The organism is Alistipes senegalensis JC50 (assembly GCF_025145645.1).
In the GTDB taxonomy this organism is placed as follows: Bacteria; Bacteroidota; Bacteroidia; order Bacteroidales; family Rikenellaceae; genus Alistipes; species Alistipes senegalensis.
The window spans coordinates 3,211,704-3,225,765 of sequence record NZ_CP102252.1; the positions used below are offsets into that span (position 1 = coordinate 3,211,704).

8 protein-coding genes are annotated in these 14,062 nt (G+C 59.4%); all 8 read left to right on the forward strand.

The annotated features are described in order from the left end of the window. Positions 1-123 precede the first annotated feature (123 nt). Positions 124-762: a TetR/AcrR family transcriptional regulator gene (locus tag NQ519_RS12880; protein ID WP_026076523.1), complete on the forward strand. Its 639-nt coding sequence runs from the start codon at positions 124-126 to the stop codon at positions 760-762. Positions 763-968: 206 nt separating this feature from the next. Continuing rightward, positions 969-1,775 (forward strand): MBL fold metallo-hydrolase, encoded by an 807-nt coding sequence (locus NQ519_RS12885; RefSeq protein WP_019150749.1) that lies wholly within the window; start codon positions 969-971, stop codon positions 1,773-1,775. Next, positions 1,756-2,571 (forward strand): SDR family oxidoreductase, encoded by an 816-nt coding sequence (locus tag NQ519_RS12890; protein WP_019150748.1) that lies wholly within the window; start codon positions 1,756-1,758, stop codon positions 2,569-2,571. The genes NQ519_RS12885 and NQ519_RS12890 overlap by 20 nt, the downstream gene beginning before the upstream one ends. A gap of 268 nt (positions 2,572-2,839) precedes the next feature. After that, complete coding sequence (locus NQ519_RS12895; RefSeq protein ID WP_026076522.1) at positions 2,840-4,036, forward strand: glycoside hydrolase family 88 protein; 1,197 nt, start codon at positions 2,840-2,842, stop codon at positions 4,034-4,036. Between the two features lie 38 nt (positions 4,037-4,074). Next, complete coding sequence (gene hepC, locus NQ519_RS12900) at positions 4,075-6,972, forward strand: heparin-sulfate lyase HepC (protein WP_019150746.1); 2,898 nt, start codon at positions 4,075-4,077, stop codon at positions 6,970-6,972. A gap of 20 nt (positions 6,973-6,992) precedes the next feature. Continuing rightward, positions 6,993-9,161: a surface glycan-binding family protein gene (locus NQ519_RS12905; RefSeq protein ID WP_019150745.1), complete on the forward strand. Its 2,169-nt coding sequence runs from the start codon at positions 6,993-6,995 to the stop codon at positions 9,159-9,161. A 20-nt stretch (positions 9,162-9,181) separates the two neighbouring features. After that, a complete protein-coding gene (locus tag NQ519_RS12910; protein WP_019150744.1) occupies positions 9,182-12,337 on the forward strand; it encodes a SusC/RagA family TonB-linked outer membrane protein in 3,156 nt (1,051 codons plus the stop codon). Between the two features lie 12 nt (positions 12,338-12,349). Next, positions 12,350-13,993 (forward strand): RagB/SusD family nutrient uptake outer membrane protein, encoded by a 1,644-nt coding sequence (locus NQ519_RS12915; RefSeq protein WP_019150743.1) that lies wholly within the window; start codon positions 12,350-12,352, stop codon positions 13,991-13,993. The last annotated feature ends 69 nt before the right edge of the window (positions 13,994-14,062 follow it).

Sequence of the window (14,062 nt, forward strand, 5' to 3'; positions counted from 1 at the left end):
GCGGAGTAGTCCCCGACGGCTTCTTCCTGGTCGGATTCGTTGAAAAACCGCCGAAAACGGAAAACTTTTTTGTTTCATGAGTTTCCCTGTCTATATTTGTACCGTATCAATTCGGATCGGATCATGGACCAGAAGGAACGAATCATCGAACAGGCGATGCAGATGTTCGTCGCCCAGGGCATCAGGTCGGTGCGCATGGACGACATCGCGCAGCAGCTGGGTGTCTCGAAACGAGCGCTTTACGAGCTGTTCGGCGACAAGGAGGGGTTGCTCTACCTCGCTATGGAACGTTTTTTCGAGTGCAAGCGCATCGAGCGGGCCGCAGCCTGCGCCGGGGCCCGCAACGTGCTCGAAGCGATGTTCATGGTGCTGGGGTGCGTGGCCGACGAGTCGGAGACGATACAGCGGCTGCTGGGCAACCTGCGCAAGTTCTATCCGGCCGTTCACGCCAGGCTGATGCGCGAAGGGACTGCCCAGAGCCGTCTCGATTTGCTGCGGATGCTCGAAACGGGCATTGCCGACGGGCTTTTCACCGGGAGTTTCAACCTCGATCTGGCCATTGCGGTGCTTTATTACACGGCTTCGGCCATCACCAAGCGCAAGGACATCCCGCTGCCCGAGGGGATGACCGAGCGCGAGGCTTTCGTGCAGATCATCAGCAACTTTTTCCGCGGCATCTCCACAGCCAAGGGGCTGGAGCTCATCGACGACTACCTGAAACGCTATGAACCGGCCAAGACCGGAAACAAATCGGAATTATGAATATTCCGATGAAAAGGCTGATTCTGACCCTGCCGCCGCCGCTGGCGTCCGGGCATCGGGCAGGTGCACATTGAGGCGGAAAAAATGCAAGCGAGCTTGCTTTTTTCTCTCGGCTTATTCGCACTTTGGCTGTGCCGAAGATACTCTCGCTCGGCAAAATGCAAGTAAACTTGCTTTTGCTCTCGCTTATTCGTATCTTTGTAACCATGAAACTCACCTTTCTGGGAACCGGAACCTCGCAGGGCGTACCTGTCATCGGCTGCCGCTGCAAGGTCTGCACCTCGGCGGACCGGCGCGACAAACGCCTGCGCACGGCGGCTATGGTCGAGACGCACGGCGTGCGGCTGGTGATCGACGCCGGACCCGATTTCCGCTACCAGATGCTCCGCACGGGCGTGCGCCATATCGACGCCATCCTGCTGACCCACGAACACAAGGACCACATCGGCGGGCTGGACGACGTGCGGGCTTTCAATTTCGTCGATTATCCGCCGACCATCCACAAGGTCCACATCTACGCTGCGCCGCAGACGCTGGCGTGCGTGCGCAAGGATTTCGACTATGCCTTCGCGCAGGACAAATACCGCGGCGTCCCGGAGATCGAGTTGCACGAGGTGGACGTGGCGCACCCCTTTGCGGTCGGGGGCGTGGAGATCATCCCGGTTTCGGGACGCCACTCCGAACGCTTCCGGGTCACGGGCTACCGCATCGGGCCGCTGGCCTATCTCACGGATTTCAAGACCATCGAGGATGCCGAGGTCGAAAAGCTCCGCGGGGCGGAGGTGCTGGTGGTCAATGCGCTGCGCTTCGCCGTGCATCCGTCGCATTTCAACCTGGAAGAGGCGCTGGCGCTGATCCGCCGCGTCGGGCCGCGCGAGGCTTATATTACGCACATGTCCCACGAGATCGGGTTGCATGCCGCGACGGAGACGATGCTTCCCGAAGGGGTGCATCTGGCTTACGACACATTGGAAATCGAAATAAACGAACAGTATGAAAACACTCAGGGATAAGGTCATCGTCATCACGGGGGCTTCGTCGGGCATCGGCGAGGCGATGGCGAAGGAGTATGCCGCGCAGGGCGCGAAGGTGGTGCTCGGGGCGCGCAGCGTCCAGAAATTGCAGCTTCTGGCGGGCGACATCCGCTCGACGGGCGGCCGGGCGGCTTACTGCGGCGTGGACGTGACGAAGCCTGCCGAATGCAAGGAGCTGATCGACACCGCCGTCCGTGAGTTCGGGGGCATCGACGTGCTGATCTGCAACGCGGGGATCTCGATGCGCGCGATCTTCGACGACGTGGAGCTCGACGTGCTGCACAAGCTGATGGATGTCAATTTCTGGGGTGCGGTCTATTGCTGCAAATACGCATTGCCCTACTTGCAGGCGTCGAAAGGCTCGGTTGTCGGCATTTCGTCCGTCGCCGGGTTGCACGGGCTGCCCGGCCGCACGGGTTATTCGGCTTCGAAATACGCCATGACGGGCTTCCTCGAAACGCTGCGCATCGAAAATCTCAAAAAGGGGTTGCATGTGATGATCGCCTGCCCGGGATTCACGGCCTCGAACGTCCGTTTCTCGGCCCTGACGGCCGACGGGTCGCAGCAGGGCGAAACTCCGCGCGACGAGGCGAAGATGATGACCGCTGAGCAGGTCGCCCGCATCGTGGCGAAGGGCATCCTCCGGCGCAAACGCCTCTGCCTGATGGAGATCGAGGGGCGCGCGACGCATTTCGTGAAGAAATTCGCCCCGGCGTTTCTCGACCGGATGTTCTATCTGGTGATGTCCCGGGAGCCCGATTCTCCGCTGAAATAACCTGCGGCGATATGTCGTACGGGAGTTCTGCGAGCGGAACTCCCGTTTTTCGTGCCCTTTGCGGCCCGGGCGCGGCGTCTGTTCCGACCTCGCCGGAGGGCTTTCCGGGGCCGTTTTTGGACAAATTCCGCATCCGATTGCACAAATTCAAAGTTTATTTGAGCGGTTTCTAAAATCAATTCTTCAATTCTCAGGGTGCTTGCGGGGGCTTATCGGTAATTTTGCTTACCGAAACATGTAAAACCTGAACAAAAAACCTGAACCGCTCATGAGAAGAAATTTTCTCCCCATTGTGGGTCTCCTCTCTCTGTTCGTGCTGGGTGCGTGCTCTGCGGAGCGAGATCCGAAGATCGCATCCCTGAAACACGCCCTCGAAGTCGCCGACAGCCAGCTGCTGGACGCTGCCGCCGAACTCGACACGACGAATTGCTTTCCCCGTTCGCTGATGCCCAAATTCCGGGCCGTAGATGCCAAGGACTGGACAAGCGGATTCTTCCCCGGATCGCTCTGGCAGTGCTACCGCTTCACGGGCGACGAGAAACTCCTCGCCGAAGCCCGGAAATACACCGACCGGCTGGAGGGCATACAATATTATAAAGGGACGCACGACCTGGGCTTCATGGTCTTTTGCAGCTTCGGCCAGCAGATGCAGACGCTGCATGACCGGCATTCGGAAGAGGTGATCGTCGAGGCCGCCAAGAGCCTCGTTTCGCGCTGCGATCCCCGCATCGGGCTGATCCGTTCGTGGGATTTCGGCGAGTGGAACTACCCGGTCATCATCGACAACATGATGAACCTCGAAATGCTCTTCTGGGCTTCGAAGCACACGGGCGATCCCGTCTACCGCGACGTGGCGGTCCGCCATGCCGACATCACGATGCAGAACCATTTCCGCGACGACGCCAGCTCGTTCCATGTCGTGAGCTACAACGACGACGGCACGGTCGAGAGCCGGGGGACGTTCCAGGGCTACTCCGACTCCTCGGCGTGGGCCCGCGGACAGGCGTGGGGCCTCTACGGCTACACGATGTGCTACCGCGAGACGGGCGACGCGAAATACCTGAAACATGCCGAGCGGATCGCCGGCTTCATCATGCACCATCCGAACACCCCCGCCGACCGGATTCCCTATTGGGACTACGACGCCCCGAACATTCCCGACGCTCCGCGCGACGCTTCGGCCGCCGCGGTGATCTCGTCGGCTCTGTTCGAGCTTTCGACGATGGTTCCCGAGGCCGAGGGCCGGAAGTACTTCGACTATGCCGAAACGTTGCTGATGAACCTTTCGTCGGACGCTTATCTGGCCGGGAAGGGCACCAACGGCGGCTTCATCCTGATGCACAGCGTCGGCCACCTGCCTGCCGACAGCGAGATCGACACTCCGCTCAACTATGCGGATTACTACTACCTCGAAGCCATCGGGCGTTACCTGTCGCTGCGGGGCCTCGACCCGCGGCGGATCTGACGCCGGTTCTGAAAAAACCTAAAATCACCTAATAACCTATGAAACGCATTTTTACTGAAATTTCGGCGTTCGGATTCATCGTGGCAGTCCTGTTCTCGGCGGGCTGTCTGTCGGATGATCTGGGACGATCGGACAACGGCAGCGGAACGGGTTCCACGGAGCCGACGATTCCCGACAACAGCGTGATCGAAGCGGGCGTGTTCAGCGCTCTGAACCTCGATTATCCCGGTCTTGCCGCCGTGAAGGCTTACTACGAGTCCGACCAGTACTACCTGGCGGCGCAGGCTTTGCTGGAATACTACCGTGGCCGGACCGACGTGGTCAACGGCAACGTCAACCTGATCGCACCCTCGATCTCCGCCGAGGAACAGGTGTGGGCCGATCAGGCGCTCCTCGCCAACGAGTATCGTTTTTACGTTGAGGGTTACATGGACGGCGACGTGCCTTATTCCTACCTGAAATCCCGGGCCGTTGACTGGACCGTTTGCCCGACGGGCGATCTGGAACAGCGCTACCGCGTACACCGCCATCAGTGGATGGTCCCGCAGGGAAAGGCTTACCGCACGTCGCTCGACGAAACCTATGCCTCCGAATGGGTGACGGTCTACGAGGACTGGTTGGGGAAATATCCCCGTCCGACGGGCGACGTGGACTACGACGCCGATCCCGCCTCGCAGCCCGAGGAGTCGCGCGAGGCGTTGTATGCCTGGCGTCCGGCCGATGTGGCCTGCCGTGTCGAGGCCCAGTGCGATCTGCTCTATTATTTCATGCAATCGACCTCTTTCACGCCGCAGCTGCTTTCGAAGTTCCTGACGAATCTCGCCGAGCAGGCCGAGCATGTCAGGACGCACTATTCGGAGGATGTCGATACGAAGGCTGCGGAGGCGCACGCCGTGTTCCGCGCCGGTACGATTTTCCCCGAGATGAAGCGGGCCGAAGAGTGGGTCGAGAGCGGCTCGGGGTCGATGAACGAAGGCATCGACGCCAGCGTGTTCGAGGTGCTGAATCTCGATTACAGCGGTCTGACGAAGGTGAAGCGCGCTTACGACATCGGCGACTACTACATGGCGCTGGAGGAACTGATGAACTACTACCGTTCGCGTACGCACGGGCTGAATCCCAATGTCGATCTTTCGAGCGTGACGCCCACGGCCAACGAGCAGCGCTGGGCCGATTACGCGCTCCGCGAGAACGACTACCGTTTCTATGTCAACAACTACTTCGATCCCAATGCCGGTGAGTCCAACGTGCCTTATTCCTACCTGAATTCCGAGGGCACGGGCATCGACTGGACGATCTGGCCCACGAGGGAGCAGGAGCAGCGTTATCAGCTCCACCGCCATCAATGGATGGTTCCGCAGGCCAAGACCTACTACGCCTCGGCGGATGAGAAATACGCGCTGAACTGGATCGAGGTCTACGGCGACTGGCTGAAACAGAATCCCAAGCCCGAGCAGGGGACCGACGTGACCAATCACGCTTCGTGGCGTCCGCTCGATGTGGCTGCCCGCCTGATCGACCAGTGCGCCCTGCTGGAGTACTACCAGCAGTCGCCCTCCGTTACGGTCGAGTGGCTGGCCGAGGTGCTGACCCATCTCGACGAGCACGCCAACCACATCATGAACAACTATTCGACGACCTCCAACCATCTGATCACCCAGGCTCAGGCCGTGACATTCGCCGGCATGCTGTTCCCCGAGCTGAAGAACGCTTCGGCCTGGAAGCAGAGCGGTACGAGCGTGCTGAGCCGTGAGGTGACGGCGCAGTATTTCCCCGACGGCTGGCTGATGGACGGCGACCTGCACTACCACATCTCGGGCATCGAGGATTTCCGGGTTTCGCTGGAGGTGGCGCAGCGCAACGGCGAGGAGAGCCGCTTCCCGGAGAATTACGTCGAGTCGATGCGCAAGATGACCGACGTGGTGATGAACATGATCTATCCCGACTATACGGTGCCCAACATGGCCGACACGCGCCGTGCCACGTGGACTGCCAGTGTACTTCGACGCAATCTCACCAACTACTATAACCTCTTCCCCGACAATCAGCAGATGCTGTGGATGGCGACGGGCGGCGCCGAGGGCACGATGCCCGAAACCAAGGTCAAGACCTTCCCCGACGGCGGTTATTACGTGATGCGCTCGGGCTGGACGACCTCCGATATGATGATGGTGCTGCAAAACACCCCCGACGGTCCCTCCGAGCAATGGCACCGCCAGTACGACAACAACACGTTCGAACTGTGGGTCAAGGGGCGCAATTTCTTCCCCGACTCGGGCTGCTTCTCCTACGGAGGCACCTCCTCGTCGAATGCCGACCGGCGCAAGTACGCCGCTTCGACGGCCCACAACACCGTCACGCTCGGCGACGCGAACGTTTCGAGCGACGGCAAGCTGCTCAAAGAGTTCTCCAGGTCGGGTTCGGGCCATTGGTACGAGGCGCTGGTGCTGGAGAATCCCTCCTACGAGGGTTTGACCCACCGCCGTACGATTTTCATGGTCGATGACAAGTTCTATGTGATCCTCGACGAGGCTTACGGCACGGCTGCGGGCACCGTCAACCTGAACTTCAACATCACCGAGGGGGACGACTCGCAGGTGGTGTACGACCCGGAGGAGGGCGGTTTCCACACGGCGTTCTCCGACGGCAACAACCTGCTGGTGCGCACCCGGGGAAGCAAGACGGGGGCATTCGTCAAGAAAACGGGCTTCGTCTCCTACAACATCAACCAGACCGCGGAGCGCAAGGCTTACCAGCTGAACCTCGAAAAGACGGCCGACGAACCCGTCGTGCGTTACGCTACGGTGCTGCTGCCCACGTCCGACGCTTCGGCCGAGACGGTCGTCATCACGCTGGGCGACTGGTCGGAGAACGGCGGCTCGGTCCGCGTGCAGGTCGGGGGCGTTTCCTATCCTGCGTTGTCCTATACTCTGTAACCTTAAAACCGCAATAACCTATGAAATCCCTGTTTCGAAACGTATGTTTCGCAGCGCTGACCGTCCTTTGCGCGGTTGCGCTCGCGGCCTGCGAGGACGATGATACCAAGAGCGGCGATTTGCAGCTCTTCTACCCGACGGTCGTGGACATCGGTCCTTCGATGAACTTCGTGTCGGGCACCCCGACCTACTACGGCCCCGCGCCGTCCGACTTTTCGATCGCGGGCGTCACGCTCGACGACGAATCCGTCGTCACCGAGTGTTTCTCGATCGGTGCCGATACCGGTATGGTCAGCATCTCGAATACGGACGACCTCGACCCCGGCACCTACAAACTGACCATTGCGTGCCGTGCCGGCGGCGGTCTCTACCGTTTCAAGGATATTTTCGTGGTGCGGATGGTTCCCGCCACGCCCGAGGCGATCGAGGTGAGCGAGCCGACGCTCGTGATTCCCTACGCCGAACTGGAGACCTCCGAGGCTTCGGTCACGGTGACGCCGGTGGGCGAGTCGGTGTCGATTCTCGGTTATGCGCTGGTGCAGGCGGAGGGCGAGGAGTATTTCGCCATTTCGAGCGGAGGCGTCGTGACGCTCAACGCGAACTTCTCGGGCGAGATCATGCCGGGCGATTACCCCTTGCCGATCCGCATCACCACCTATGCCGGAGCTACGGTTTACGAAAATCTGCTGACGGCGCGGATCACCAGCGAGCCGCTGGAAATCCGTTATCCTTCGGCTTCGGGGCGCATGGAGTACAATATGGCTTTCCAGGGCCCGACGCCGACGCTGAAAGGTTCGCCCGACGAGGTCGTGTGGGCCATCAAACAGGTGACCCCGGCCGAAGGCTTCGAGACGACCGACAAGATCCGGATCGACCCCGCGACGGGAGTCATTTCGGTCGATGCCGGCAACGAACTGCCCCTCGGCGCTTCCTATACGCTCGATCTGACGGTGACGAACAGTTTCGGTTCGACCGATTTCGAAGGCGCCTATACGCTGACCGTGATCGAATACATCGCCCCGATCGAGCCCGAAACCTTCTCCTACGCTCCCGTCGAAGTGGTCGAAGGTACGAATTTCACGGCTCCGAAAGCCGACGGTTTTGTCGGCGACGAGGTGAGCTTCTCGCTGGGCGACGTGCCCGCGGCGCTGGCCGGCCAGCTTACGGTCGATGAAGCGACGGGCGAGGTCTCCTCGCTGCGCGGAATTACGGCCGATCCGGGTGTTTACCAGATTCCCGTCCGGGCTTCGAACATGAAGAGCGAAACGCCTGTCGAGGTGATGCTCGCACTGACCGTGACCGAGAACCCGAACATGTTTACGACGTTCAGCTACGGCAATAACCTCGGTCTGGACTGGACGACCAACGCCGATCAGCACGTCTTCGACATGGTGGGTGCTTCGAATAACAGTACGAATACGGATGTGACGATTCCTGTGGCACACGAGGATTTCGAAGGCCGCGAAGTCTCCTTTAGGCTGAACTATATTCACAACAATGCGTTCCGGACGGCAGCATCTGCATCCTATGTCGAAGAGGACGGTACGCTGCACCTGCGTTTCCGTAACGACCGTGTCGGCCAGATCGGTGTTATCAGGGTCGATGCTACGATCGGTACGGGCGAAACGGCCATTACCCGTTCGACCTATGTCTTTGTGAAAATTCAGTCGGATATCGACAAAGTCGTGGTTTACAATCCGATGGTTTTCCGGGTCAACCCGCGTACGGGCGGCTATTCGGAGGCTCCGACGATCAATGCCGACAAGTCGAATTTCATGATCTCGCTGAAACGCAATGTCTTCTATTACAACCTTAACGGGCCGGCATCGCATATTAGCAACAGTACGGCGCTGTCGGGGTCTTCTCCTACGAATTGCTTTATCTATCGCATGTGGGGCACCTATTTCGGCAGCACAGTCAATGCCGGTTCCCGCGAACCGATGTCCTACTACTCGACGACGAGCGCCGATGTTGCTCCCAATCTGACGGCGAAACTCGGATATATCGACTGCGGCACCGATTTCAGGATGTACATTCCGGCCAACAAGTGGATGCTCGACGGCGCTTACGCCAACGGCGTGCTGCTCTTCCAGGCTCCCTACACGACGACCGGAACCTTCTCGGAACTCGATGCGTCGGGAACCAATACCTTTATCTACATGGCCGTCTGGTTCGACGAGAATTTTTAACCTAACTGAACATGAAACCTATGAAATACATGATAAACCGGGCTTTCGGGCTGAGAGGGGCGCTGACCCTTCTCGCCCTGATGCTGGCCTTCGCAGCGTCGGCCCAGAACAAGATAACGGGTAAGGTCGTCGATGAGAACGATCAGCCGGCTATCGGTGCCAACGTCGTGGTCAAGGGTACGACGCAGGGTGTCTCTACCGACCTGAAGGGTGCGTTCACGATTCCGGTCAAGAAAGGCGACGTGCTGGTTTTCTCTTACCTGGGCTATAAATCCCAGGAGGTGACGATCGCCGCCCAGACCCGGCTGGAGATCAAACTCGTTCCCGAAGCGAACGTCATGGACGAGGTGGTGGTCGTGGGTTACGGCGCCGTGAGGCGCGGCGACCTGACGGGTTCGGTCGCTTCGGTGTCCTCGAAGGATGTCGAAGGCTACAAGACCGGTTCGGTGATGGAGGCTCTCGGAGGGCAGATCGCCGGCGTGCAGATCACCGCCACGGACGGCACTCCGGGCGCCGGTTTCGACATCAAGGTGCGCGGTATCGGTTCGGTCAACGGCGACACTTCGCCGCTCTACATCGTCGATGGTTTCCAGGTGGACAATATCGACTACCTCTCCAACTCGGACATCGAGTCGATCGAGGTGCTCAAGGACGCCTCCTCGTCGGCTATCTACGGTTCGCGCGCCGCCAACGGCGTGGTGATGGTGACGACCAAATCCGGTAAGGTGGGGCGTCCCGTGGTGACCTACAACGGTTCGGTCAGCTACCGCCAGATCTCCAAGACCCTCGATCTGCTCTCGCCCTACGAGTTCGTGAAGCTGCAAACCGAGGCGTGGCCCGACAAGTTCGGCACGACCTATTACAGGGCCGGCAGCGACGACGACGGCATTCCCTACCGCTACCAGTCGATCGAGGATTATCGGAACGTGAAGGGGGTGGACTGGCAGAACGAAACGTTCCGTCCCACCTGGTCGCAGGACCACAACGTTTCGATCTCGGGCGGCAACGACAAGACCAAGTACGCTTTCTCGTTCGCCGACTTCCTCGAAAACGGTATCTTCAAGAACAGCGCCTTCAACAAGGTCACGGCCAAGATGCGCGTGAGCCATAAGATCTCGAAAGCCGTGTCGGTAGAGGCCACGGTCAACTATGCCAACACCGACAAGCGCGGTGTGGGCACCTCGGGCGACAACGGCCGTTTCAACATGCTGGCGCAGATTCTGCGCGCGCGTCCCACGGCGGGCCTCAGAATGACCGACGAGGAGCTGCTGGCGTCGTCGATCGACCCGCTGGAGCTCGAATCCTCGGAGTCGTTGTCGCAGGTGAACCCCATCAAGCAGGCCGAGTCGGTGATCAACACCACGAAGACCGAGATGTGGTCGGGCAACCTGGCGCTGAATATCGATTTCGGCAAGGGATGGACTTTCCGCACCGCCGGAACTTACAACACCTCCAATGCGCGCAACTACGTCTTCTACCAGGACGGATCGAAGGAGGCTTACCGCAACGGCCAGACGCCCTACGGTTCGACCCGCATGACGCGCAACGTTCGCTGGACGAATTTCAACTACCTGACTTATAAGTATAAGCGCAATAAGGGCCATGCGTTCGATGTCATGCTCGGACAGGAGACCTCGTTCCAGGGAACGGAATACCTGCTGGCCGGGGCTACGGATTTCCCGTTCGACAACCTGGCCAACAACAACCTCGGGCTGGGGGCTACGCCGACCACGGCGAATTCGAACCGCTCGGACAAGATGCTCGTTTCGTTCTTCGCCCGCGGAAACTACAATTACCGCGACCGCTATCTCTTCACGGCGACGGTCCGTGCCGATGGTTCGACGGTGTTCAGCAAGAATCACAAGTGGGGTTATTTCCCGTCGTTCTCGGCGGCATGGCGTATCTCGGAGGAGAATTTCATGAAGAAACAGGATGTCGTTTCCAACCTGAAGCTGCGCGCCGGCTGGGGTGTCGTGGGCAACGACCGCATCACCAACTACCTTTCGCTGGAACTCTATTCGCAGGGCAAGTACGGCTACGGCAACAATGTTATCACGGTGCTGTCGCCCAAGCAGTTGCAGAACGAGGACATCAAGTGGGAGGCTTCGCAGAGCACCAATGTCGGCATCGACCTGGGCCTGTTCCGCAACCGCCTGAACATCACGGCGGATTTCTTCCTCAAGGACACGAAGGACCTGCTGATGGCCGCCAACCGAGCCTATGTCTCGGGTTTCGCCTCGCAATGGCAGAACGTGGGCAAGATCCGCAACAAGGGTATCGAGATTGCGATCAATTCGACGAACATCGCTTCGAAGAGCGGTTTCCGCTGGACGACCGATTTCAACATCTCGTTCATCCGCAACGAACTGCGCGCGCTGGCCGGCGGAGCGAAGGAGATGCAGACCTCGGCGAGCTGGAACAGCGACTACACGGGTTACGACTACACGGCCCGCGTCGGGCAGTCGCTGGGTCTGATCTACGGTTATGTTTTCGACGGCGTGTACCAGACTTCGGATTTCAATGTCAACGCCGCAACGGGCGAGTATGTGCTCAAAGAGGGTGTCACCGACATATCGGATCATGCCGGCGTGCCCGTGGAGCCGGGTATGGTCAAGTATAAGGATACCGACGGCGACGGGGTCATCACCACGGCCGACCGTACGGTGATCGGCAACGGTACGCCCAAGTGGTACGGCGGTATCACCAACACCTTTTCGTTCAAGGGCGTGGACCTGAGCTTCATGTTCCAGTTCAACTACGGCAACGACGTTTACAACGCCACCCGCATCTACGCTTCGCAGACGCAGGACCAGCGTGCCAACCTGATGGCCGAGGTGGCCGACCGCTGGACGGTGACCAACGCCTCGAACAAGGTTCCGGCCTGGGACGGATATATCAAGAACGAGATCTATTCGCGCTTCATCGAGGACGGTTCGTTCCTGCGGTTGAAGAACCTGACCGTGGGCTACACCTTCCCGCAGCGATGGACGCGCAAGTTCTATGTTTCGAAGCTGCGCCTCTATTTCACGGCTCAGAACCTCTTCGTGGTGACGGGTTATAAGGGCTACGACCCCGAGGTGAACATGCGTGCGTCGAATCCCATGACCCCTTCGCTCGACTGGGGCGCCTATCCGAAGAGCAAAGTCTATACGTTCGGTATCGATCTGACCTTCTAATACGATAAAACCATGAAAAAGATATTTTTATACTGCCTGCCGTTCTGCCTGCTGTTCGCCTCGTGCTCCGACCTGCTCGACGAGGAATCCTACTCGGAGACCGGCAAGGGCAACTACCTGAACAACGCCAAAGAGGCGGAAACGGTTCTTCAGGGCGTTTACAAGAATCTGGCGAACGAGTACACCTATTCGTACCACCTGTCGCTGCTGTTCACGATCTCGACCGACATCGCCCAGTGCGAGGGGAGTTCGACGACTTCGTTCCGCGAGATTCCGACCAACTCCCACAATGCCTCGACGTCGCAGATCTCCCGCACGTGGCAGCAGCTCTATTCGGCGATTTACGATGCCAACGACTTCATCGAGACCGTTTCGGACCGCATGGACGGCTGGGGCTCTTCGGACCGCGAACTGGCCGCCATTTATCTGGGCGAGGCCCGGGCGCTGCGTGCGCTGTTCTATTTCGAACTGGTGCGCTGGTACGGCAATGTCGTGCTGATGACTTCGACGGCCGATTCGCGCAAGAAGGACGAAGATTACGAGCAGTCCGCCGCGGAGGATGTCTACGCCTATATCGAAGAGGACCTGAAATACGCCGCCGAGGTGCTTCCCTGGGCCGTTGACGACACCAAGCGCACGAGCAACGCCTATCGTTTCTCGAAGGGCGCCGCGCTGGGTCTGCTGGCCAAGGTTTACTGCACGTGGGCCGGTTATCCCGTGCGGGACGAGTCGAAGTGGGCCGAGGCCGAGAAGGTCGCCCGCCGTGTCGTGGAGTCGGGCAAGCACCGCCTGATCTCCGACTACGAAACCGTCTGGAAGAACACCTGCAACGGTATCTGGGATGCGGGCGAAAGCCTGATCGAAGTGTCGTTCTACTCGCCGACGGGTCTCGACAGCGACAACACGGCCGGACGTATCGGCAAATGGAACGGCGTATCGGCCACCACGATCGACGGCGAGCGCGGACGCAATGCCGCCAACTGGAAGGTCGTCTATACGTTCACCCGTGACTGGGAGGCGCAGAACGATCCCCGCATGAAACTTTCCATCGCCGATTACAAGTACGATCATACGCTGGGCAGCGGCCCGATCACCTATTTCTCGACCATTTCGAGCGCGAATCCCTCCGAGGACCAGAAGAACCGGCAGCGCCAGCTCTTCACGCCGGGCAAGTGGGACACCGAGAAATATGTCGAGACATCGAACTACATCGTCAACAACGACAAATCGAACGTCAACTGGTATATCCTGCGCTATTCCGACGTGCTGCTGCTCTTCGCCGAGGCGCTCAACGAGTCGGGCGGTTCGATCGTCGATGCCGTCGATGCCGTGAACGCCGTGCGCCGCCGCGGTTTCGGCGACACGAAGCACGATCTTTCCTACGGTCTTTCGCGTGAGGACCTTCGCGAAGCGATCCGCAAGGAGCGCGCCTATGAACTCTGTTTCGAAGGCCACCGCAAGCAGGATCTGATCCGCTGGGGCATCTATTACGACCGTGTCATGGAAACCGCTCAGGAGTTGGTGAACTGGTATTCCAATGCCAACTATGCGGTTGCCAGATACATTATCAAGGGCCGTCACGAGCTGCTGCCCATTCCGCAGCGCGACCTTGACATGATGCCCAAGTGCAAGCAGAATTCCGGTTGGGGACAGTGACCGGACGACGTTGAAAACGACGGGAGTTACGTACTGAAAACGTAACTCCCGTCGTTTTGTCGGGCCCTG

Coding starts and splice junctions, on each gene's coding strand:
- NQ519_RS12895 (WP_026076522.1), top strand. CDS start 2,840: ATGAGAAGAAATTTTCTCCCCATTGTGGGTCTCCTCTCTCTGTTCGTG.
- NQ519_RS12905 (WP_019150745.1), top strand. CDS start 6,993: ATGAAATCCCTGTTTCGAAACGTATGTTTCGCAGCGCTGACCGTCCTT.
- NQ519_RS12880 (WP_026076523.1), top strand. CDS start 124: ATGGACCAGAAGGAACGAATCATCGAACAGGCGATGCAGATGTTCGTC.
- NQ519_RS12910 (WP_019150744.1), top strand. CDS start 9,182: ATGAAATACATGATAAACCGGGCTTTCGGGCTGAGAGGGGCGCTGACC.
- NQ519_RS12885 (WP_019150749.1), top strand. CDS start 969: ATGAAACTCACCTTTCTGGGAACCGGAACCTCGCAGGGCGTACCTGTC.
- NQ519_RS12915 (WP_019150743.1), top strand. CDS start 12,350: ATGAAAAAGATATTTTTATACTGCCTGCCGTTCTGCCTGCTGTTCGCC.
- NQ519_RS12890 (WP_019150748.1), top strand. CDS start 1,756: ATGAAAACACTCAGGGATAAGGTCATCGTCATCACGGGGGCTTCGTCG.
- hepC (WP_019150746.1), top strand. CDS start 4,075: ATGAAACGCATTTTTACTGAAATTTCGGCGTTCGGATTCATCGTGGCA.